Origin of the sequence: Dysosmobacter acutus (assembly GCF_018919205.1) — a bacterium.
Lineage (GTDB): Bacteria > Bacillota > Clostridia > Oscillospirales > Oscillospiraceae > Oscillibacter > Oscillibacter acutus.
Genome location: NZ_JAHLQN010000001.1, coordinates 533,578 through 554,032, shown reverse-complemented (window position 1 = coordinate 554,032; position 20,455 = coordinate 533,578). Strand labels below are relative to the sequence as shown.

The 20,455-nt window shown below is 62.5% G+C and carries 19 protein-coding genes; 10 read left to right on the top strand and 9 right to left on the bottom strand.

Annotated features, from left to right (window positions below):
- Positions 1 to 14 precede the first annotated feature (14 nt).
- From mutL to miaB, 7 genes are read right to left on the bottom strand one after another with little or no spacing between them, the layout of a single operon-like run.
- Positions 15 to 2,018, bottom strand: a complete 2,004-nt coding sequence (mutL, locus tag KQI82_RS02605) for a DNA mismatch repair endonuclease MutL (RefSeq protein ID WP_216558320.1) — start codon at positions 2,016 to 2,018, stop codon at positions 15 to 17.
- A gap of 16 nt (positions 2,019 to 2,034) precedes the next feature.
- Complete coding sequence (locus KQI82_RS02600; RefSeq protein WP_216558317.1) at positions 2,035 to 2,526, bottom strand: hypothetical protein; 492 nt, start codon at positions 2,524 to 2,526, stop codon at positions 2,035 to 2,037.
- Positions 2,527 to 2,539: 13 nt separating this feature from the next.
- Positions 2,540 to 3,250 carry a CPBP family intramembrane glutamic endopeptidase gene (locus KQI82_RS02595; RefSeq protein WP_216558314.1) on the bottom strand — a complete coding sequence of 237 codons (711 nt, stop codon included), beginning with the start codon at positions 3,248 to 3,250 and terminating at the stop codon, positions 2,540 to 2,542.
- A 37-nt stretch (positions 3,251 to 3,287) separates the two neighbouring features.
- Positions 3,288 to 5,885, bottom strand: a complete 2,598-nt coding sequence (mutS, locus tag KQI82_RS02590; protein WP_216558311.1) for a DNA mismatch repair protein MutS — start codon at positions 5,883 to 5,885, stop codon at positions 3,288 to 3,290.
- A 35-nt stretch (positions 5,886 to 5,920) separates the two neighbouring features.
- Positions 5,921 to 6,373 (bottom strand): SufBD protein, encoded by a 453-nt coding sequence (locus tag KQI82_RS02585; RefSeq protein ID WP_216558308.1) that lies wholly within the window; start codon positions 6,371 to 6,373, stop codon positions 5,921 to 5,923.
- 1 nt (position 6,374) lies between these two features.
- Positions 6,375 to 7,202: an MBL fold metallo-hydrolase gene (locus KQI82_RS02580; RefSeq protein ID WP_216558306.1), complete on the bottom strand. Its 828-nt coding sequence runs from the start codon at positions 7,200 to 7,202 to the stop codon at positions 6,375 to 6,377.
- Positions 7,203 to 7,226: 24 nt separating this feature from the next.
- Entirely contained in the window at positions 7,227 to 8,645 is a 1,419-nt protein-coding gene (gene miaB / locus KQI82_RS02575; protein WP_241426593.1) for a tRNA (N6-isopentenyl adenosine(37)-C2)-methylthiotransferase MiaB, read from the bottom strand.
- Positions 8,646 to 8,865: 220 nt separating this feature from the next.
- Here miaB and KQI82_RS02570 point away from each other — a divergent pair, with 220 nt between their 5' ends.
- The 5 genes from KQI82_RS02570 (at position 8,866) to KQI82_RS02550 (ending at position 13,157) form a co-directional block, all read left to right on the top strand.
- Positions 8,866 to 9,237 carry a hypothetical protein gene (locus KQI82_RS02570; protein ID WP_216558303.1) on the top strand — a complete coding sequence of 124 codons (372 nt, stop codon included), beginning with the start codon at positions 8,866 to 8,868 and terminating at the stop codon, positions 9,235 to 9,237.
- Between the two features lie 166 nt (positions 9,238 to 9,403).
- Entirely contained in the window at positions 9,404 to 10,036 is a 633-nt protein-coding gene (locus KQI82_RS02565; RefSeq protein WP_216558300.1) for a YcxB family protein, read from the top strand.
- 157 nt (positions 10,037 to 10,193) lie between these two features.
- A complete protein-coding gene (locus KQI82_RS02560) occupies positions 10,194 to 10,985 on the top strand; it encodes a helix-turn-helix domain-containing protein (protein ID WP_216558298.1) in 792 nt (263 codons plus the stop codon).
- Between the two features lie 57 nt (positions 10,986 to 11,042).
- Positions 11,043 to 11,573 carry an inorganic diphosphatase gene (locus KQI82_RS02555; RefSeq protein WP_216558295.1) on the top strand — a complete coding sequence of 177 codons (531 nt, stop codon included), beginning with the start codon at positions 11,043 to 11,045 and terminating at the stop codon, positions 11,571 to 11,573.
- A 108-nt stretch (positions 11,574 to 11,681) separates the two neighbouring features.
- Positions 11,682 to 13,157, top strand: a complete 1,476-nt coding sequence (locus KQI82_RS02550; protein ID WP_216558292.1) for a sodium ion-translocating decarboxylase subunit beta — start codon at positions 11,682 to 11,684, stop codon at positions 13,155 to 13,157.
- 86 nt (positions 13,158 to 13,243) lie between these two features.
- Here the strand turns inward: KQI82_RS02550 and KQI82_RS02545 are convergent, their stop codons facing one another.
- Complete coding sequence (locus KQI82_RS02545; RefSeq protein WP_216558290.1) at positions 13,244 to 15,394, bottom strand: polyribonucleotide nucleotidyltransferase; 2,151 nt, start codon at positions 15,392 to 15,394, stop codon at positions 13,244 to 13,246.
- 205 nt (positions 15,395 to 15,599) lie between these two features.
- A complete protein-coding gene (gene rpsO, locus KQI82_RS02540) occupies positions 15,600 to 15,866 on the bottom strand; it encodes a 30S ribosomal protein S15 (RefSeq protein ID WP_216558287.1) in 267 nt (88 codons plus the stop codon).
- A 305-nt stretch (positions 15,867 to 16,171) separates the two neighbouring features.
- On the opposite strand from rpsO, the gene KQI82_RS02535 reads away from it, so the two are divergent.
- From KQI82_RS02535 to KQI82_RS02515, 5 genes are read left to right on the top strand one after another with little or no spacing between them, the layout of a single operon-like run.
- Positions 16,172 to 16,537 carry a GntR family transcriptional regulator gene (locus KQI82_RS02535; RefSeq protein ID WP_216558284.1) on the top strand — a complete coding sequence of 122 codons (366 nt, stop codon included), beginning with the start codon at positions 16,172 to 16,174 and terminating at the stop codon, positions 16,535 to 16,537.
- Complete coding sequence (locus KQI82_RS02530; protein ID WP_216558282.1) at positions 16,530 to 17,426, top strand: ABC transporter ATP-binding protein; 897 nt, start codon at positions 16,530 to 16,532, stop codon at positions 17,424 to 17,426. The genes KQI82_RS02535 and KQI82_RS02530 overlap by 8 nt, the downstream gene beginning before the upstream one ends.
- On the top strand, positions 17,401 to 19,407 hold the full coding sequence (locus tag KQI82_RS02525) for an ABC transporter permease (RefSeq protein WP_216558280.1): 2,007 nt from the start codon (positions 17,401 to 17,403) through the stop codon (positions 19,405 to 19,407). The genes KQI82_RS02530 and KQI82_RS02525 overlap by 26 nt, the downstream gene beginning before the upstream one ends.
- Before the next feature lie 6 nt (positions 19,408 to 19,413).
- The gene (locus tag KQI82_RS02520; protein ID WP_216558278.1) at positions 19,414 to 20,058 is read left to right on the top strand and encodes a peptidoglycan recognition protein family protein; all 645 of its coding nucleotides are present in this window, start codon (positions 19,414 to 19,416) and stop codon (positions 20,056 to 20,058) included.
- Positions 20,059 to 20,421 carry a hypothetical protein gene (locus KQI82_RS02515; RefSeq protein WP_216558276.1) on the top strand — a complete coding sequence of 121 codons (363 nt, stop codon included), beginning with the start codon at positions 20,059 to 20,061 and terminating at the stop codon, positions 20,419 to 20,421.
- Positions 20,422 to 20,455 lie beyond the last annotated feature (34 nt).

Here is a 20,455-nt window from a genome sequence, read left to right as displayed (position 1 = left end):
CCTTCCCGCGGGTCCTATGCCCGCCTGAACATCTTCTCTAACTCGTAGCGGCTCAGCTCCACCGCCACGGGGCGGCCGTGGGGGCAGTATTTGATCTCCCCCGACTGGACCCGCTCCACCAGTACCCGCAGCTCCTGCTCTGAGCTGTCCATGCCCGCCTTGATGGCGGCTTTGCAGGCCATGGTGTGGAGCAGCTTTTCCCTGCGCTCATCCACGTCCCGGCCGCTGCGCAGGTTTTCCGCGAACTCCTCCAGCGTAGCCTCCGCGTCGGCTGCGTCGATGTCCGCGCTCACCTCCCGCACCAGCACCGAATCGCCGCCGAAGTCCTCACAGGAAAAGCCGAACTCCTCCAGAATCTTCAGGTTCTCAAGAAGCAGCGCCCCGTCCTCCCGGGACAGCTCCAGCACAATGGGCGAGAGGAGCCGCTGGCGCATGGGCGGCTCCAGGCGGGCCTTCATGCGGTCAAAATTGATCCGCTCATGGGCGGCGTGCTTGTCGATGAGCCACACGCTGCCCCCTTCGTCCTCGCAGATGATGTAGGTCTTGAGCACCTCCCCGGCAATGCGCCAGGGCGTTTCGGCGCTCCGGCCCGCCGCGCCGGGCAGAGGCATGGACTGCTGCTCCGCCTCCGGAAGGCTTTCAGCACTCCTCTTTGCCGGGGCCGCGTCGCTCTCTTCCGTTCGCGCCGCCCTCTCCACGCCCGGCAGGGCGGCCTCAGGTTCCCGCCGATAGTAACCCGGGACCTGCGGCGCCCTGTCCCGCACCGATGTTTTCCCGCCTGTCTCCGTATCCCAGGCAGGCGGCTGGGCTGGCAGCACAATCCGGCCTGCCGCCGGGCGCACCACCGGCGCGGCGGGAACAAGTGGCCGTACACCAGACGGTGTCGGAGCGGCGGGCCGCTCCGGTGTCACTGTCCGATCGGGAGCGGCGGGCCGCGCGGCACTCCCCTCCGCCCCGGCGCTCTCCCGATAGGTCCGGGCGTCCATAGTCTTGAAAAATTCCTCCCGCCGGCCGGGAGCCGCCGGCTTTCCGTCCTGCTCCAGCGCGTCCACCACCGTGTGGAACACGGCGTCAAAGACCTCCTTCTCCCGGGCGAACTTCACCTGGGTCTTGGCCGGGTGGACGTTCACGTCCACCGCCGTCACCGGCAGCTCCACATGGAGCACGCAGCCGGGAAAGCGGCCCTTCATGATCTGGTTGCGGTAGCCCTCCTCCAGCGCCGCCGTCAAAAGAGGCGATTTGATGAAGCGGCCGTTGACGAAAAAGGTCTGCATGCTGCGGGACCCGCGGCCCGCCAGAGGCCTGGTGACAAAGCCATGCACCGCCACCTCGCCGCCCCGGCCGGAGACCTCCACCAGGCTCCGGGCAAAGTCCCGGCCCAGCGCGGCGTACACGGCGGAGGAAAGCTTCCCGTCCCCCGGGGTGTGAAGCGCCTCCACGCCGTCCTTGATAAACTTGCAGGATATCTCCGGGTGGGACAGCGCCAGGTGCTGCATCAGCCCCATCACCGCCGCCGTCTCAGCCGTGTCCTTCTTCATGAACTTGAGGCGGGCCGGTGTGTTGTAAAAGAGGTCCTGCACCGAAACCGTGGTGCCCTGGGGCGCTCCGGTCTCCTCCACCTCTCCGCCCACGCCCCCCTCCAGATGGAGTCTTGCGCCGGTCAGCGCCCCGGCGGGGCAGGTGCAGATATCCACCCGGGACACGGCGGAAATGGCCGCCAGCGCCTCGCCGCGAAAGCCCAGCGTGCCGATCCTGCCCAGGTCGCTCTCCTGGCGCAGCTTACTGGTGGCGTGGCGCAAAAAGGCGGTGGGCAGCTCCTCCGGCGCAATGCCGCAGCCGTTGTCCGTGACACGGATCAATCCCATGCCGCCCCGGCGCACCTCCACCACCACGGAGGACGCCCCGGCGTCCACCGCGTTTTCCACCAGCTCCTTCACCACGCTGGCGGGCCGCTCCACCACCTCGCCGGCGGCGATCAGGTCCGCCACATGGGAGCTCAGTTGTTGAATCTGTGCCATTTTCCGGTTCCTTTCTCTATGGCCTGTGCCACGCTCCGCCATAGCCCAGCGCCTCCACCAGGCTTTGCAGCGCCTGGGCGGACTGCTCCGCCCGGTCCTCTCCGGTCAGGGAGCGCAGCAGGATGTTTTTCCCATCGGTTTCAATGTTTACGGTCCAGCCTGGTTTGTCGTTGCCCAGGGCATCCCGGTTGGGCCAGCAGTGGACGGCGCGGATTCCAGACCGGTCGATGGACTTCCCCGCCAGCGTCAGCGCGGAGGCGGAGACCACCCAATCCACGGACTCCTCCCGCTTGCCGCCGGGGAGCAGATGGTCAAAGGCCGGGTAGAAGACCCGCAGCAGCACATAGGCCAGCAACGCCGACACGATGCTCAGGGGCAGGGCGTCCAACGGCAGGCAGCGCACGGTCCAATAGACCGCGCCGCCGCTGAGCAGCGCGCTCAGCAGCGCCGCCAGCGCCGTGTGCTTCCATCCCCCGGCCGGGGACAGGCTCAGCGTTCCGCTTTTCATATCCGCTCCTCCCTCATGAAAGCAGCGTGGCCACCGACAGGGCGTTGACCCCGGCGTGGAGCAGGATGGACGTCCAGAGCGTCCCGGAGTGCTCATAGGCCCAGCAGAATACCACGCCGGGCACAAGGTATTCCAGAGTCAGCACCAGATAGGAGAGATCGTGGCTTCCCACGGCGTACTGCCACACATGGAGCAGGGCGAAGAGCAGACAGGACGCGGCGTAGGCCGCGAAGCGGCTGCGGGACCGTATGCCGCCGAAAACCAGCCCCCGGAACAGCACCTCCTCCACAAAGGGCGCGAGCGCCACCACAATGAGGATGGTGGTGCGGGGCGCGGCGCTGATCTGGGCGGAGATGGTCATGTCGTTGAGGTTGGTGTGGGCGCCGGTGGCCATGTTGGCCAGGCGGTACACCAGCTCATTGAGGCCGTAGAAGGCCACAAACCCCATGGCCAGCGTCTTGAGGCTGTTGTTGAGATTGTTGACGAAAAGAGCGGACGTGCGTCCGATGAAGCGGTGAAACAGGATCAGCGTCACCGCGAAAACGACGTAATAGTAAATGGTGTTGCCCAGGGACTCCCCGATCTCCACCCCAAGCATCCGGCCTAACAGGTCCAGGGCCGGGCGGGTGACAAAGGGCAGCACCGCCACATAGAGCACAAAAAACACGGTGCCGGCGATCTTTTCTCCGTCGCTTAAGCCGGCGGCAGCGGCGCGTCTTGCCATGGATATTCCTCCTCTTGTTGATTTGTTCCGCCGCAGCCTACGACAGCTTCTGCTTGAGCTGGTAGAGGAGGTTCATGGCCTCAAGGGGCGTCAGCGTCTCCACCTGGCAGCGGCGCAGGGCGTCCAGCACCTCCCCCTCCCCTATGGCCGCAAGGGACACCTGGGGCTCCTCGGTCCGGGGCGCCACGTACTGCACTCCGTTGGCCTCCTCCAACTCCTTAAGAATCTTTTTGGCCCGCTCCACCACCTTTGGAGGCAGGCCCGCTAACTTGGCCACCTCGATGCCGTAGCTGCGGTCCGCGCCCCCGGGCAGGATCTTGCGCAGGAAGATGATGTCCTCGCCCCTGGTTTTCACGGCGATGTTGTAGTTCACGGCGCCGCTGAGGCTGCTTTCCAGCTCCGTCAGCTCGTGGTAGTGGGTGGCGAACAGTGTCTTGGCCCGTTTTTTCTCCGCGCAGTACTCCAGCACCGCCCGGGCGATGGACATGCCGTCATAGGTGGAGGTGCCCCGGCCGATCTCATCTAAGATCAGAAGGCTCTCGGAGGTGGCCTGATGGAGAATCTCCGACACCTCGGTCATCTCCACCATAAAGGTGGACTGACCGGCGGCCAGGTCGTCGCTGGCGCCGATGCGGGTGAAAATCCGGTCCACCACGCCGATGCGGGCGGAGGCGGCCGGTACAAAGGAGCCCATCTGGGCCATGAGGACGATCAGCGCCACCTGGCGCATGTAGGTGGACTTTCCCGCCATGTTGGGGCCGGTGATGATGGCCACCCGGTTCTCCTTCTCCCCCATGAAGGTGTCGTTGGGCACAAAGAGGCTGTCCCTGAGCATCCGCTCCACCACCGGGTGGCGGCCCTCGTGAATCTCCAGGACGCCGGACTCATCCACGCTGGGGCGGCAGTAGTGGTTGCGCACCGCCACCTCTGCCAGTGAGCACAGCGCGTCCGCCTCCGCCGCGGCCGCGGCCGTCCGCTGGATGCGGACCGCCTGGGCGGAAACCTTCTCCCGCAGCCGGGTAAAGAGCTCGTATTCCAGCGCCTTCACACGGTCGGAGGCCGTCAGGATGGTATGCTCCAAATCCTTGAGCTCCTGGGTGATGTAGCGCTCCCCATTGGCCAGGGTCTGCTTGCGGATATAGTGGCCCGGCACCTTGTCCGCGGCGGACCTTGGCGCCTCGATGTAGTAGCCGAACACCTTGTTGTAGCCCACCTTCAAGGTGCGGATACCGGTCTTCTCCCGCTCCTGGGCCTCGATGCCGGCGATAACGCCCTTGCCGCCGGAGAGAATATCCCGCAGACGGTCCACCTCCGCGTCGTAGCCCGGGCGGATGAAGCCGCCCTCCCGGACGGAAAAGGGCGGCTCGTCCCCAATGACGGCGGCGATCTCCTCCTGAAGGTCCGTAAGGGGATCCAGCTCCCGGGCTATCTCCGCAAGGCGGCGGTCGGTGAAGCGGCCCAACTGCTCCGCCACGGCGGGCAGCCGCTCTGCGGAGGCGCGCAGGGCGGCCATGTCGCGGGCACCTGCGGTGCCGTAGACGATGCGCCCGATAAGACGCTCCAAATCCCCCATGCCGGTGAGGGCCGCAATGATCTCCTCCCGGGCCGCCGTGTCCTCCACCAGGGCGGAGACGGCGCCCAGGCGGCGCTGGATGGCCGTGACGCTCAAAAGGGGCCTCTCCAGAAAACTGCGGAGCATCCGGCCGCCCATGGCGGTTTTCGTCCGGTCCAGCACCCAGAGGAGGCTTCCCTTCTTCTCCTTGCCCCGGAGCGTCTCCGTCAGCTCCAGGTTCCGCCGGGCGGTCAAATCCAGCTCCATGAACCGGCCCTGCTCATAGTAGTCCAGGTCGTTGATGTGGGAGAGGGTGGTCTTCTGGGTCTCATAGAGATAGCTCAAAAGGCCCCCCAGGGCCATGGCGGCGGCGGGATTCCCCGCGCCCAGGCGGGAGAGCGCCTCGGCGCCGAACTGCATGGCGATGTGCTCCTGCGCCGCCTTCAGGGCGAAGCGGTCCTCACCGCCGTTTTCCACCCGGCAGTGGAACCGCTCCCGCAGCGTCTCCGTCAGCTGCCCCTCCGACGCGGCGGCGTCGTTTAAAATGGCCTCCGCCGGGGAAAAGCGGCCGATCTCGTTGATCACGTGCTCTATCCGCTCCCGGCCGGAGCAGGAGGTGAGGTGGGTCTTGCCGGTGGTGATGTCGCAAAAGGCCACGCCGGCGTTCTGGGAATCCAGGTACACGCCGCACAAAAAGTTGCTGCTCTTGTCCTCCAGGCAGGCGCTGTCGATCACCGTGCCCGGGGTGATGACCCGGATGATGTCCCGCTTCACCAGCCCCTTGGCCGTGGCCGGGTCCTCCATCTGCTCGCAGATGGCCACCTTATAGCCCTTGGCGATGAGCCGGGCGATGTAGCTGTCGCTGGCGTGGTAGGGAATCCCGCACATGGGGATTTTCTCCTCCGCGCTCTTGTTGGGGTCCTTGTCCCTGCTTGTCAGGGTCAGGTCCAGCTCCTGGGAGGCCGTCCGGGCGTCCTCGTCGAACATCTCGTAAAAGTCTCCAAGCCGGAAAAAGAGGATGGAATCCTTGTTCTCCTCTTTGATCTTCAAATACTGCTTCATCATGGGGGTCAGCTCCGCCATGTACTCACCTCGCCTGTTTTTCTCTGTCTTTTTGTTCAGCGCCCCAAAAGGCGCTCAAGTGCTTCTCTCCGGTCCGCCTCCACCAAAGGGGCCATGGATTGGGCGTATCGGGAGGGCTCCGCCTGCCGGAGCGCACGCACCATCTCCGGCCTCAGGTCCGGGCGCGCCTCGCCGATCAGCCACAGGTGCTGGATGCACTGCCGGGCCACGATGGGCTTTGGGTCCTCCATGCAGGCAAAGTAGTCCCCCAGCGCCCGGTCCACCTTTCCCTCCCGGTCCCACCGGGCGTTGGCCGCCACCAGCCGCAGTCCCCGCATCCGGACAAAGCCGCTCCTGTGGGTCAGCATGGCGGCAAACTCGTCGAACCAGCCAAAGGCGGCGTCGCTCTCGCGGCTCTCGGCCTCCAGGGCCAGGAGGCTCGCATAGGCGGCGCCTGCGTCCTTGCCTGTCAGCAAAGAAACATGGACGCCGATCTCACTGTCTATCATCCTACACCTCAAATACGGTGCCGGCGGACATGTAGTCCATCCGGCCGCCCAGGAGCTCCTTCAAAATCCCGTAGGCCTCGGCGCCGGTGCAGTGGCCCGTGCGGTAGACGGTGCCCGCTCTTCCGGCAAGCTGGCGCCCCACAGCCTCCACCAGCTCCCGGGGCTCGGCGGCGCCGGTGCCGGGGTTGAAGAGGTGGAAGCCTGAGAACACGCAATCCGGCGAGCGGCCCAAAAGCCCCTCCGCCGCGCGGAGGATGTTGACGATGCCCCGGTGGGCGCAGCCTGCCACCAGCACCGACTTGCCCCCGGCGGTAATCAGAAGGTTCTGCTCATGGCGGAAGTCCTCCGCCGGATACTCGTCCCCTTCCCTGCGCCGCAGCGTTTTGTTGGCGCCGGAGGGATAGTCGCGGCTCTCCACCCGGGAGAAAAGGCGCAGCTCCTCGTCCAGTACCTCGTCCTCGCCGCACAGGACAAAGCGGTCTTCGTACCTGCGCGCCGTCTCCGGCAGGCCGATGTACTCCGGCGTGCCGCCGCCCACGGCGTAGTGGGGCTCAAAGGCGTAGCGGCTCATGTAGACTTTGGCGCGGCTGTTGCGCCTGCAAAAGAGCTCCAGGCCGCCGCCGTGGTCATAGTGGCCGTGGGAGAGCACCGCCGTGTCCACGGCGGCAATATCCACGCCCAACTTCTCCGCGTTTTCCAAAAAGGCCGCGTTTGGCCCCATGTCAAAAAGAATCCTGTGGCCCGGCGTCTCGATGTACAGGCTCAGCCCATGGGCGTGGGCCAGGCCCGGGGCACAGGATGTGTTCTCCAAAAGGGTGACGACTTTCATCCGCTTCTCCTTTCGTTCCGGCCCTCACTCCACCGCCTCGCCGAAGAGAGCCCAGGTATTGCTGTCCGTGATACGGGCCTGCGCAAAGCTGCCGATCAGGTCCCTGCTTCCCAATAGGTGCACCAGCCGCCCGCCATTGGTCCGGGAACTGAGGGGCCAGCGCTCGTCGCCGCTCTCCCCATCCACCAGGACCCGGACCGTGCTGCCCACATAGGCCGCGTGCTGCCGGGCGGAGATTTCGTTCTGGGCGTCCAGAAGCCGGTCGAACCAGACCTGCTTTTCCGCCCGGGTGGCCGGGTCGGGCATGGCCGCGGCCGCCGTGCCGGGGCGGGGACTGTAGATGAAGGTGAACAGGGCGTCAAAGCCCACCTCCTTCACCAAGGACACGGTATCCATGGCCTCGGCCTCCGTCTCACCAGGAAAGCCGATGATCACATCCGAGGTCAGCACCAAACCCGGCATCACGTCCTTGGCGTAATTCACCAGCTCCAGGTACTTCTCCCGGGTGTAGCGGCGGTTCATGGCCTCCAGCACCCGGTTGTTGCCGGACTGGAAGGGCAGATGGAGCTGCCGGGCCACATGGGGGCAGCGGGCCATGGTGTCAAAGAGTTTGGGCGTGGCGTCCTTGGGATGGCTGGACATGAAGCGGATGAGGTAGTCCCCTTCCACCTCGCCGTCGATCCGGCTGAGCAGATCTGCAAAGTCCATGCCCGTGCCCAAATCCCGGCCGTAGGAGTTGACGTTCTGCCCCAGGAGGGTGATGTCCTTGTACCCCTCCGCCACCAGGCCCCGCACCTCCTCAACAATGCACTCCGCTTCCCGGGACCGCTCCCGGCCGCGGACGTAGGGCACGATGCAGTAGGAGCAGAAGTTGTTGCAGCCGTACATGATGGAGACCCAGGCCTTGACGCCCGCCTCCCGCACCACCGGCAGTCCCTCGGCAATGGTGCCCGGCTCGTCGTCGATGGAGAAGACGCGGCCCCGGCGGGTGTAGACCTGGTAGAGCAGCTCCGGAAAGCGCCACAGGGCGTGGGGGCCGAACACCAGGTCCACATGGCGGTAGCTCTCCCGCACCTTTTTGGCAACAGAGGGCTGCTGGGCCATGCAGCCGCACAGGCAGATCACCTGGGCGCCGTTGGCCTTTTTCGTGTGGGTCAGAGCGCCCAAATTTCCGTAGACCCGCTTTTCCGCGTGCTCCCGAACGGCGCAGGTGTTCAACAGCACCAAATCTGCCCGGGCGGGCTCGTCAGTAAAGGTGAAGCCCATGGCTTGGAGCATCCCCATAATCCGCTGTCCGTCGGCCACATTCTGCTGGCAGCCGAAGGTATCCACACAGGCCGTGGGGGCCTTCCCCCGGTCCTGCCAGTAGGCCATGATTTTTTGCTCAAATTCCCTCTGGCGGGCAAGATCCGCCTGGGGTACCAATACACGATTCCGTTCCAAACTTCTATCCTCCGAAAAAAGGGTAAAATCCGCGAATTTAACTGAATGATTATAGCACAAAACGCAAAAAAGCACAAGAAAACATTCCGGCGTCCCTTTTCAGAAAATTGCTGCCGGAATAAGCTCCGTCGATTTTGCGAGGGCTTTCTTGACTGCATGTACAAATAATAATAAAATAATGAAAACGACAAATACGGTTTTATTTGTAAGGGAGGGCCGAATGAAAAAAAGAGGTATCATAGTCATCTGTTTAGTCGCTGTACTTTTTACTGTAGCGCATATGGGCCGTTCGTCTATCAAAGAGACTATTGATGGAAAATTGGTGGGGTATGTCCAAGTTAAAGAATACACTAAACCGTTGGCTGTTGTTGAAAGCAGCGGGAAGACATTTTATATTGCACTATTAAGCAATACGGTCGCTATTGATGAGACTGGCGTTTTTGATAACGAATTGCTTGAAAGGTTGTTGAATGGCAATTTAACTGACATCCGGATTCATGTTGAAGAAGCCGAAAAAGGGAAGACGGTTTCAATAGACGGTAAAAAGGAAACCGTCTGGCAGGTATATCAGATTTACAAAAAAGAGAGTTAATCATTTATACAGAAGCTCCATCCAGTGACTTTTCAGTTGAGCATAGTTTTACGGAGCTCAATAAAACGCGTTATGAGTAACTATCTGCAAACAGATATTGGCGGGTAACGCGGGCCGGTTTCAGGGCAACGGGCTTGACGCGTCAGCCGTCAGTGGAGGTGAACGAATGGAAAGCCGTGGGTTCAGATTCCAAATCAGTTCGTATGATACCGCTCTTCTTTTGCCGCAGGTAAGCAAGGCGCTTGAAAAGAGAACGGAACTGGTTTCAAGGAATGCTCATCCGGTTCTGTGGAAAGCCGCCGATCGGCTCAATGCGGTAACACACGGGAGGACCAGAAGCAAGCTACGCACAAAAATCATGAGTGTTATTTGCCTGGTGTTGGGTATTTTCCTGTTCGTACCCGGTCTCATGGAGCCCCAGGCATTATTTGTCCCTCTACTCACAGGCGCTGTTGCGGTCGGCGCCGGAATCGGAGGGCTTTGGCAAGGCAGGGCACGCAGGAAAAACCGGTTTGACCGCCCCGCAGAATTGCTGCTTAAAAGGGCGCGGACCCTTTCACCAGGGCCATCCGCTGCGGTCTATTTCTCCGAAGCGGGAATGGCTCTGCCCGCCGGGAATGGAGACGCGGAATGGATTCCATACGGCGGCTTTGAGCGCATCATCGAAACTTCTGACGGATTTCTCTTTATATTTGACACCCGTGCTGTCATGCTGCAAAAGTGCGACTTGGCATTCGGAGCAGTGAATGAATTCCGCAAATTATTGATGGAAAACGTCCCACAATATCATTTGGTTTAGCTGCCGGGCCGGTAAATGAGTTCTCCTGCAAAGCGAAGCAATTGATCCTATGCTGCCAAGGCGCGCACCGCCCCTTTACGCCAGTTTCTTCGGCACTCCACGAATCGTTTGTTGCCAACAGGGCCCCGATCCGGTACCATGTTGGAGAGGTGATCGTATGGACCAAAGGAAAACCGGCGGGCTGATTGCCGCCGCGCGCAAAGAGCTTGGCCTGACCCAGCGCCAGCTGGCGGAGCGCCTCAGCATCTCCGACCGCACCGTCAGCAAATGGGAACGGGGAGCGGGCTTTCCAGACGTATCCCTTCTGGAGCCTCTGGCCGACGCGCTGGGTCTTTCAGTTGTGGAGATAGTGCGGGGCGAGCTGAATCCGGCGCTTGCATCAGGAGAAGTCCAGAGCCGCGCCATACTTCAGGTGGTGGAGTGCGAAATGCGCAGGCGGTTCAGAAAACTGATGCGCCAAGCGATTTCCGCCGCCGCGCTTGCGCTGTGCGCGCTGATGTTCTGCCGGGGCTATGCCCTCTATCGTGCGGGCGGCGACCCAATAGACCCGGTAAAGGAAACCCGGGAACACTACCAGTCTCAGCTCCAGAACTTTCTGCCCGGTGACGCGCTGAAAGGAAAGCTGATTCAGGCGGAGATCTCCACCCAGGGCAAATCCGTGCTGCTCACCGATCCGGCGGAGATTGGCAAGCTGGTGGATCTCCTTTCTCAGGCAGAGTTGGGCCGGCGGGACCGGGACCTTCAGGCGGATGATCTGAGCAAAACCCTTTTTTTCACCTATGACTCGGGGGAGATCTGCTATATCACACTTCCCTCTTTGGGCATTGGGTACCTATCGGTGGATGACCCGGCGCTGTACTTTGAGGCCCGGATTGCCGATGAACCTGTGTGGGAAGCGCTGCTGCCGGTGGTGCAGCCCCACTTTCTTGACACCGCCGCCCTGTCGTAGCCATTGCTGCAAGAAACGGCCTCCCGCGGGCATACTACGGAAAAAGGAGGAGTTTCCATGCATCTTTGGCACGACGTCTCCCCGGCCCACATGGCCCCGGAGGACTTTTGGGCGGTGATCGAAATTGAGAAGGGCTCCAAGAACAAGTACGAGATCGACAAGCAGACCGGGGCGCTGCGCTTGGACCGCATCCTCTACACCTCGACCCACTACCCCGCCAACTACGGCTTTCTGCCCCGGACCTTTGCCGACGACGGCGACCCGCTGGACGTTTTGGTGCTGTGCAGCGAGGGCATCCACCCCATGAGCCTGGTGCGCTGCTTCCCCATCGGCGTCATCGTCATGCACGACGGCGGCAGCCGGGACGAAAAGATCATCGCCATCCCCTTCGACGACCCGGCCTGGAACGTCTACAGCGACATCTCCCAGCTGCCCGCCCACATCGCCACGGAGATGCGCCACTTTTTCTCCGTCTACAAGAACCTTGAGGGCAAGCGCACGGAGATCGGCCAGGTGTTCTCCCGGCCGGAGGCCGTCCGGGTCATCGAAGACAGCCTGGAGGCCTACCGGATCAAATTTGGACAATAGCAAAAAAGGAGGAGCGTCCGCTCCTCCTTTTCTGTTGCCGGAAAGGGTGGATTTCCCGGGAAAATGGGATTACAATGTCCCTTAAGCTTCAAAGAAAAGAGGGAGTTCATGAAATCAGACTGGACCCGCATCGACCTTTCGCCTCTGGGGCTGGAGGCGGGCAGTGAAGAAAGCGGCTATTTCTGCACGCCAAAGGGCGCCCGGATCATCGGCTGGGCCGGGGTGGACGGCATCCACTGCTGCACGGCCCCCGGCTTCGGGGAGACGATATTCTCCGTGAGCCCTATGAACGCCCCGGGGGAGTATGTGCGGCCCCTGGCCCGAAACTTCCGGGACTTTCTGTCCCTCCTGCTCTCCTGCGGCGGCTTTGCGGCCGCGGAGCAGGCGCCCGGCTGGTCCCGGGAGCAGTTCAGCGATTTCCTGCTGCATAACCCGCCGGAGAATCCGGAGCGGCTGGAGGCGCTGCGCCGCGAACTGGACCTGAAGCCCATGGAGGACCCCTTTTCCTATATTCAGGCTCTTCAGGAAGAGATTGACCTCAGCCAGCTGAGCGCGCCAATCCCGTCCCCCGCCCTGCCGCCGGAGAGGCCGCAGGAGTGGAAGGTCTTCTATTCCGGCGGCTTTTGGGGCCGCCACGGCCGGGAACGGGCCGGCCGTGAGATCCCCGTCCGAAAATCCTTTTCCTGGGCAGACGCACTGTGGCAGGTCCCGGCGGTCTACGTCTGCGGCAAGGGGCTGGTGGCGGACTTCTGCGCCCGGGTGGCGCCGGAGCGGATCCGCGCCTTCTTGAACAAGTGGGACCTCTCCCCGGAGCGCGGCGAACCGACGCTCACCGATGAGCAGCGGATGGAACTGGAGGCGGAAAACCCTTTGTCCCTGGATGTGGACACCCGGATGGCGGTCAACGGAAGGGCCCTGTCCGGCCACCATGGCTGCGGTATTGCCTGGAACCCCTGCCTGCCGGAGGAGATGCAGGAGCGGGAGGCCCGGGACATCCTGGCCCACTACGGCCTGGACCCGTCCTATGGCTGGATTCTGCTGCGCCGGTCCTTCCGCTGGGCTACATCCCGCCCGCCGGTCCTGCGCTCCCTTCAGGCAACGCTGCGCCAGGAGCCGCTCTCCCTCCCCGGACCCCGGTTCCACGTCTCAGGAGCCGGCGATTCCGTCTCCTTCACCCATCCCGTCACCGGTGCGCGCCATACGCTGGTTGTAGACGAATGCGCTCCTCAGGAGCTCTCCTCCGACTGTTTCCGGGAGGAGGGGACGGACGTTCCCACCCACCTTTGCCTGCTGCGCTACCACCTTTTGCCGGACCTGCCGCAGGACGGCTTCCTGGTCCGGGATTGCCGGGAAAGCGACCCGCCCCGGCCCAGGGAGGGTGAAGCAGGAGGTTCGGGCTTCCATGGCGCGGCGGCCGTGGGCGTCATCGGCGGGGCCGATGGTCCCGTCGCCGTATTCGCCGCGGGAGGGGCCAATCCGCGCGCCGCCTGTTCCTCCCTCCGGTTCGAACCGCCGCCGGAGGTGGAGTGGCGCGTGGAGTTCCGGGTCAGAACCCTGCCGGAGCAAACGGTGGACCTCCTGTAAGCGCCTTGTCCCGCAGAAAAGCAATCGTTCGCACCTCCCCACAGAAAAAGAGCGAAGGCCATTGGGCCTTCGCTCTTTTGGCTTGCTTACTTGACGCGCTCGCCGGCCGCTTCCTTGGCGGCGATTTCCTTCATGGCGTCCTTGTGGGAGAGGTTCACGCGGCCCTTCTCGTCGATCTCGGTGACCTTGACCCACATCATGTCGCCGATCTTGCAGGCGTCCTCCACCTTCTCGATGCGGTGGTCGGCCAGCTTGGAGATGTGGACCAGGCCGTCCTTGCCGGGGGCCAGCTCCACAAAGGCGCCGAAAGTCATCAGGCGCACCACGCGGCCGTAGTACAGCGATCCCACCTCAGGCACAAACACGATGTCGTCGATGCACTTCTTGGCGGCGTCGCAGGACTCGGGGTTGGGGGCGGAGATGAACACGGAGCCGTCGTCGTTGATGTCGATCTTGGCGCCGGTGTCGGCCACGATCTTCTGGATGACCTTACCGCCGGAGCCGATGACCTCCCGGATCTTGTCGGGATCAATGTGCATGGTGATCATCTTGGGGGCGTACTTGCTGACCTCCTTGCGGGGCGCGGCGATGCAGGGCAGCATGATCTGGTCCAGAATCTCGCAGCGGGCGTCGTAGGTGATGTCCAAGGCGTTGCGGATGATCTCCATGGTCAGTCCGTCGTTCTTCAGGTCCATCTGGATGGCGGTGATGCCCTTCTTGGTGCCGGCCACCTTGAAGTCCATCTCGCCGTGGAAGTCCTCCACGCCCTGGATGTCGATGAAGGTGGTGAAGCCGCCGTTGTCATCCTGGATCAGTCCGCAGGAGATGCCGGCCACAGGGGCCTTGATGGGCACGCCGGCGTCCATGAGGGCCAGCGTGGAGCCGCAGATGGAGCCCTGGGAGGTGGAGCCGTTGGAGGAGACCACCTCGCTGACCACGCGGATGGCATAGGGGAACTCCTCCACAGAGGGCAGCACCGGCAGCAGCGCCCGCTCGGCCAGGGCGCCGTGGCCGATCTCCCGGCGGCCGGGGCTGCGGGCGGGCTTGGCCTCGCCCACGCTGTAGCCGGGGAAATTATAGTGATGCATATAGCGCTTTTCCGTCTCCTCCCAGATGGTGTCTAACTTCTGGGCGGCGGAAAGGGTGTCCAAGGTGCAGGCGGAGAGGACCTGGGTCTGGCCGCGGGTGAAAAGGCCGGAGCCGTGGACCCGGGGCAGGATGCCCACCTCGGCGCTTAAGGGACGGATCTCGTTGCTCTTGCGGCCGTCCACACGGTGGCCCTCCAGCAGCCAGGCCTTGACGATCTTCTTCTGGAACTTGTAGGTGATCTCCTCAAGGTACTGGTCCATGTTGGGATAGTCCTCAAGGAACAGCTCGTGCCAGTGGTCGATCAGGGCGTTCCAGCGGGCTTCCCGGACGTTCTTGTCGTCGGTGTCCATGGCGGCCCTGGCCTCGTCCATGGTGGCGGAGACGATCTTGTCAAAGAGCTCCTGGTCAAAGTCCGCGTGGGGATAGTCGAACTTGGGCTTGCCGATCTCGCTCACCATCTGGTTGATGAGGGCGATCTGCTTCTGGTTCTCCTCATGGGCCATGCGGATGGCCTCGTACATGGTGTCGTTGTCCACCTCGTTGGCGCCGGCCTCGATCATGACCACCTTCTTGCCGGTGGAGACCACGGTGACGTCCAGGTCGGAGGTCTTGCGCTGTTCACTGGTGGGGTTGAAGACCAGCTTGCCGTCCACCAGGCCCACCTTCAGCGCGCCGATGGGGCCGTTCCAGGGAATGTCGGAGATGGCCAGGGCGGCGGAGGTGCCGATGAGGGCGGCGACCTCCGGAGAGCAGTCGTGATCCACGCTCATGACCGTGGCCATAATGGACACGTCGTTGCGGAAGTCATAGGGGAACAGGGGGCGGATGGGGCGGTCAATGACCCGGGCGGTCAGAACGCCCTTTTCACCGGGGCGGCCCTCCCGGCGGTTGAAGCTGCCGGGGATGCGGCCCACAGAGTACATCTTCTCCTCAAAATCCACGCTTAAGGGGAAGAAGTCGATGCCGTCCCGGGGACGGGGAGCCGCGGTGGCGCACACCAGCACGCGGGTGTCGCCGTAGCCCACCATGACGGCGGCGTTGGCCAGCTCGGCCAGCTTGCCCACCTCCAGGAAGAGGGGCCGTCCGGCAAGCTCCATTTCGTATCTGCGGCAGCCGGGGAATTGTCTTTGGGTGATGATGGTTGACATGGTTTGTCTCCTTTACAGAATTTTTTCCGCATGGGAGCCAAACCATTAGCACTTGAAGCGGCGCCCCGCAAAGCGTTCCTTCATCATACGGCGCTGAAAAAGGCGCTCCTTCAACTGCTAAAGGCTTTGTATGGCTCTCATGCGACGCGGGAGAAAGGGATGAAAGAAAGGGTGGTGCGCCAATGCCACACCACCCTCATTTCCATTACTTACGCAGGCCCAGCTTGGCAATCAGGGCGCGGTAGCGCTCGATGTCCTTGCGCTGGAGATAATCCAGCATGCTGCGGCGCTTACCGACCATCTTCAGAAGGCCTCTCTGGGAGTGCTTATCCTGGGGGTTCTTCTTCATGTGCTCGGTGAGCTGGTTGATGCGCTCGGTCAAAATGGCCACCTGTACCTCGGGGGAGCCGGTGTCCTTTTCGTGGGTGCGGTTTTCGCTGATGATCTTCGTCTTCTGCTCTTTCAGCATCATGGGGTTTGTCCACCTTTCCATAAGTCCCCGCAAAGCTGAGTCCCGGGCCGGTGAAGCCTTCCGCGGGCCAAGCTCTGGGGCAGTTTAAAATTCACGCCTGATACGCGTGCTTTTTTATTATACCATAAAAAAGGCGGATGTAAAGTGGAATTTTACGAAAAATCACTGAGTTTTCAATGTTTTCCCCATCTTTCTCAGGAAATTTGCGGCAAAAAAGCGGCACTTGACAGGAGGCGGGAAATGGTCTATATTGACTGTATTAGTACGAATAGTACAGTTGGAGTCGATGAACAGGAGGTGATTGGATGATCAGTCTGAACTATCGGGACTCCCGGCCCATCTACGAACAGATACGGGACGGCCTGAAAAAGCTGATTGTCACCGGTGCGCTGGCAAAGGACGACCGGCTGCCCTCAGTGCGGGCGCTGGCAACACAGCTGGCCATCAACCCCAACACCATCCAGCGGGCGTATAACGAGCTGGAGACGGAGGGCTATATCTATTCCGTGCAGGGCAAGGGAAGCTTCGCCGCGGGAAATCCGGAGGCGGACCAGGCCCGGAAGGAAGAGCTGATGAACCGTGTGAGGGAAACCTTGGCCGAGCTGCGCTATCTTCAGGTGGCGGAGCGGGATCTGGAAGCACTGTTCAGGGAAGGAGCAAGAAATGATTGAGGTGAACAATGTCGTCAAGCGCTTTGACGGCTTTGCCGCTTTGGATGGGGCCAGCCTGAGCGTGCCGGCAGGCGCGGTCTACGGGCTGGTGGGCCCCAACGGCGCGGGAAAATCCACGCTGATCCGCCATCTGACGGGCATTTACCGCCAGGACTCCGGCACCATCGCCATCGACGGGCAGAAGGTCTGGGAGAACCCGGCGCTCAAGTCCCGCATCGCAGCCATCCCCGATGACTGGTACTACTTTCTCCAGTCCTCCCCCCGGGATATGATGCGGTTCTACCGGGGGTTTTATCCCCGCTTCTCCATGGAGCGGTATGAGAAAATGAAAGAGGTCTTTGAAATCGACGAAAACCGCACCATCCGCCGCCTGAGCAAGGGCATGCAGAAGCAGGTGGCCTTTTGGCTGGCCATGTGCTGTCTGCCGGACGTGCTGGTGTTGGATGAGCCGGTGGACGGTCTGGACCCGGTGATGCGCCGCCAGGTGTGGGGCCTCATCATGAACGACGTCAGCGAGCGGGGCACCACGGTGCTGGTCTCCTCTCACAACCTGCGGGAGTTAGAGGATGTATGCGACCACGTGGGCATCATGAACCACGGCCAGGTCCTCCTGGAGCGGTCCCTGGCCCAGCTGCAGGACAATATGGTCAAAATGCAGGTGGTCTTCTCCGACGGCGTCACCGAGGTGCCCCCGGAGCTTCCCGTGCTCCACGCCTCCCGGGTGGGCCGAATCCACACGCTGATCATGCGCATGGGGGCCGAGGAGGCCACTAACCGCCTTGCCACATACACTCCCCTGCTGGCGGACGCCGTGCCGCTGACGCTGGAGGAAATCTTCATTTATGAGTTGGGAGGTGCCGACTATGCAGTCAAAGACATCATCCTCTGATTTGATCAGGATGCCCCTGCTCTCGGGCACCTTGTTCCGCAAGAATATAAGCCGGTTCTGGCCGCTGTGGGCCGCCTACGCCCTGATCTGGACGCTGGCCCTGCCGCTGAACCTGTTCACCCAGCTGCACAACGGATACGCCGACCCCGCCAGCCTCTCCTACGACGACCTGGCCTGGGACATTCTCAACAGCGCCAGCGGCTTCTCCATTTTTATGACGCTGGTCTTCGGCTGCCTGATGGCCATGGCCCTTTACAGCTACCTCTGCACCGCCCGGTCCGTGGGCTTCGTCCACACGCTGCCCATCCGGCGCGCCGGCCTTTTCTGGACCAACTATCTCTCGGGGCTGTTCATGTTCTTCTCCGCCCACGCGCTGGTCTTTGTCCTGACCTGGGCGGTGCTGCTCACCGGCGGCGCGGGCATGCCCCTTCGGGAACTGGTGATCTGGCTGGGCGTGAGCTGCTGCCTCGCGGTGCTGTTTTTCTCCTTCGGCGTGCTGTGCGCCATGTTCACCGGCCAGGTGCTGGCCATCCCCGTGTTTTTCGGCGTGGGGAACGTCCTTGCAATCGGCATCGACTACCTGGTGCGCACCTTCTCCTCCATCTTCCTCTACGGCTATCTCGCCGGAGGCAGCGGCGGATTCACCATGTGGGCGCTGCGGCTTTCGCCCGCGGTCTATCTTTCCCGGAATCTGCGCGTGGAATATGTATGGGATGAAAGCTATACGACCATTGTTTCCGTCCGGATTCTGGGGCTGGGCGCCGTGTGGATCTATACCGCTGTGGGCCTGGGATTCGCCCTGGCGGCTTTGGCGCTCTACTGCCGCAGAAACAGCGAATCCGCCGGCGACACCGTGGCCCAGGGCTGGGCAAAGCCGGTATTCAAGTACGGCGTGGCCTGCTGCTCCGCCTTGGGTCTTGGGCAGGGGCTGTATTACCTGACCTGGGGTCAGTACCGGCTCCAGGCGGACTACTCCCTGACGGGCGTACTGGTGTGCATGGTCCTCATGGGCCTTGTGGGCTATTTCGCGGCGGAAATGCTGATGAGAAAGTCCTTCCGGGTGCTCCGCGCCTCCTGGAAGGGCGCCGCGGTGCTGACGGTGGTGCTGCTTGTCCTCAGCGTCTGCATGTCCATGGACCTGCTGGGCCTGGAGACCAAAGTGCCCGCCGCGGAGGAAATCCAGAGTCTCGGCTACTCCATCAACGGCCCCTTTCAATACATCGACGGTGAAACGGAGGATCCCCTCCTGATCGACCTGCTGCGGGACGCCCACAGCCATGCCGTGGCGGAAAAAGAGCTTCAGATGGACCGGTCCCGGGAATATGACCGCTGGCCCATGACGCCGGACGCAGAGCGGCCCGGCTATTCCCGCACCAGCCTGCGTCTCACCTATCGCCTTGCAGGCGGCAGTGAGCTGAGCCGGAGCTACACCATTTACTACCGGCAGGAGGAAGTATCGGACGGCAAGTCCGCCGTCTGCGCCCTGCAAACGTTCTGCGCCGATCCCAAGGCCCAGATCGAATACATGCTTGACGGCGGCGACCTCACCAGGGTCAGCGGCGGTGAGTTTGAGTACTACACGGTCTCCGAGCGGGGCTCCACCTCCAACAACTGGTACAGTCTGACCACAGACGAGGCCAGGACGCTGGCCGAGGCCATTCTGGCGGACATCCGGTCCGGCCGGTCCGGGCAGGGTCTCTTTGATGAGGACAGCCAGATGAGCAACAGTCTGGAGCTATACTGCCTTACGGACCAGCGCAGCAGGACCCACTATGTCCGGATTCCGCTCACCGCCTGCATGCGCTCCACCCTCCAGGCCCTGGAGGAGCTTGGCGTCGCCGGTGAGGACCGGCCGCTGATGACTGAAAAGGAGCTTCAGGAAAAGATGAACGCGGACTATGAGGAGGCTTCGGCGGAAGGGGGAGCCATCATCGGCGGGGCCGACGGTCCCACGGAAATCCTTGTGGCGGAGGCAGCCTGATTTTCTATGGCGACACGACACAAAAAGAGAAGCCGGGGCGTCCCCCCCGCGCCGCTGCTGCTGGCGCTTGCCTTTGTCGCCGTTGGTGCGTGGGTGGTGCTGCGCCCGGCGGGGCCGGCGGACGTCCAGGCGCCCGAATGGGTGGAGCAGCAGTATCTCACGGAAAACCCCTGGTCCCGGCCCGGCGACAAGCTGAAGAACGTCCGGGGCGTGGTGATCCACTATGTGGGCAACCCCGGCACCTCGGCCCAGGCCAACCGCAACTACTTTGAATCCCTCTCCACCGGGGAGGAAAACACCTTTGCCAGCGCCCACTTTGTGGTGGGGCTGGAGGGAGAGGTCATCCAGTGCATCCCCCTGACAGAGATCGCATACGCCTCCAACGGCCGCAACGACGACACCGTGGCCGTGGAGGTGTGCCACCCGGACGAATCCGGACAGTTTTCCGGCGTGACCTATGGGCGGGTGGTGGAATTGACGGCCTGGCTGTGCGACGCATTTCATTTGAAACCAAATGAGGACGTCATCCGTCATTATGATGTGACAGGAAAAATCTGCCCCAAGTACTATGTGGACCATGAGGACGCCTGGACGCAGTTCCTCTCAGACGTGGAGGCGCGTCTCAATGAGGGCTTTGAAAAGGAGGACTGAATGATGAACACGGCGTGGAAGGAAAAAAAACTGTGGCTTGGTATTGCCGCGCTGTCCATCGCCCTTGCTGCCGTGGTGTGGTGCCGCTTCCAGCACACCTTTACCACGGAGCGCTGGCTCAGCGCCCCGGAGCAGCGCGCTGACCTGGTGGACAACCTGGTAGGACGCTACGACCTGGAGGGCATGAGCGTCCATCAGGTGAAGGCCCTGCTGGGGGAGGAGACGGTGTACTCCACGGACTGCGGCTCCTTTCTCTCCTATGAGTTGGGGCTGGAGCCGGGGCTGATCTCCGTCGACTGCGCCGTTTTGACACTTAGGCTGGAGGACGGCCGGGTGTCTTCCGTATCCCTGTCCACCAGCTGACAGCATAAGAAAAAAGCAGAGGCGTTTGCCTCTG

Coding starts and splice junctions, on each gene's coding strand:
- mutL (WP_216558320.1), bottom strand. CDS start 2,018: ATGGCACAGATTCAACAACTGAGCTCCCATGTGGCGGACCTGATCGCC.
- KQI82_RS02600 (WP_216558317.1), bottom strand. CDS start 2,526: ATGAAAAGCGGAACGCTGAGCCTGTCCCCGGCCGGGGGATGGAAGCAC.
- KQI82_RS02595 (WP_216558314.1), bottom strand. CDS start 3,250: ATGGCAAGACGCGCCGCTGCCGCCGGCTTAAGCGACGGAGAAAAGATC.
- mutS (WP_216558311.1), bottom strand. CDS start 5,885: ATGGCGGAGCTGACCCCCATGATGAAGCAGTATTTGAAGATCAAAGAG.
- KQI82_RS02585 (WP_216558308.1), bottom strand. CDS start 6,373: ATGATAGACAGTGAGATCGGCGTCCATGTTTCTTTGCTGACAGGCAAG.
- KQI82_RS02580 (WP_216558306.1), bottom strand. CDS start 7,202: ATGAAAGTCGTCACCCTTTTGGAGAACACATCCTGTGCCCCGGGCCTG.
- KQI82_RS02570 (WP_216558303.1), top strand. CDS start 8,866: ATGAAAAAAAGAGGTATCATAGTCATCTGTTTAGTCGCTGTACTTTTT.
- KQI82_RS02565 (WP_216558300.1), top strand. CDS start 9,404: ATGGAAAGCCGTGGGTTCAGATTCCAAATCAGTTCGTATGATACCGCT.
- KQI82_RS02560 (WP_216558298.1), top strand. CDS start 10,194: ATGGACCAAAGGAAAACCGGCGGGCTGATTGCCGCCGCGCGCAAAGAG.
- KQI82_RS02555 (WP_216558295.1), top strand. CDS start 11,043: ATGCATCTTTGGCACGACGTCTCCCCGGCCCACATGGCCCCGGAGGAC.
- KQI82_RS02550 (WP_216558292.1), top strand. CDS start 11,682: ATGAAATCAGACTGGACCCGCATCGACCTTTCGCCTCTGGGGCTGGAG.
- KQI82_RS02545 (WP_216558290.1), bottom strand. CDS start 15,394: ATGTCAACCATCATCACCCAAAGACAATTCCCCGGCTGCCGCAGATAC.
- rpsO (WP_216558287.1), bottom strand. CDS start 15,866: ATGATGCTGAAAGAGCAGAAGACGAAGATCATCAGCGAAAACCGCACC.
- KQI82_RS02535 (WP_216558284.1), top strand. CDS start 16,172: ATGATCAGTCTGAACTATCGGGACTCCCGGCCCATCTACGAACAGATA.
- KQI82_RS02530 (WP_216558282.1), top strand. CDS start 16,530: ATGATTGAGGTGAACAATGTCGTCAAGCGCTTTGACGGCTTTGCCGCT.
- KQI82_RS02525 (WP_216558280.1), top strand. CDS start 17,401: ATGCAGTCAAAGACATCATCCTCTGATTTGATCAGGATGCCCCTGCTC.
- KQI82_RS02520 (WP_216558278.1), top strand. CDS start 19,414: ATGGCGACACGACACAAAAAGAGAAGCCGGGGCGTCCCCCCCGCGCCG.
- KQI82_RS02515 (WP_216558276.1), top strand. CDS start 20,059: ATGATGAACACGGCGTGGAAGGAAAAAAAACTGTGGCTTGGTATTGCC.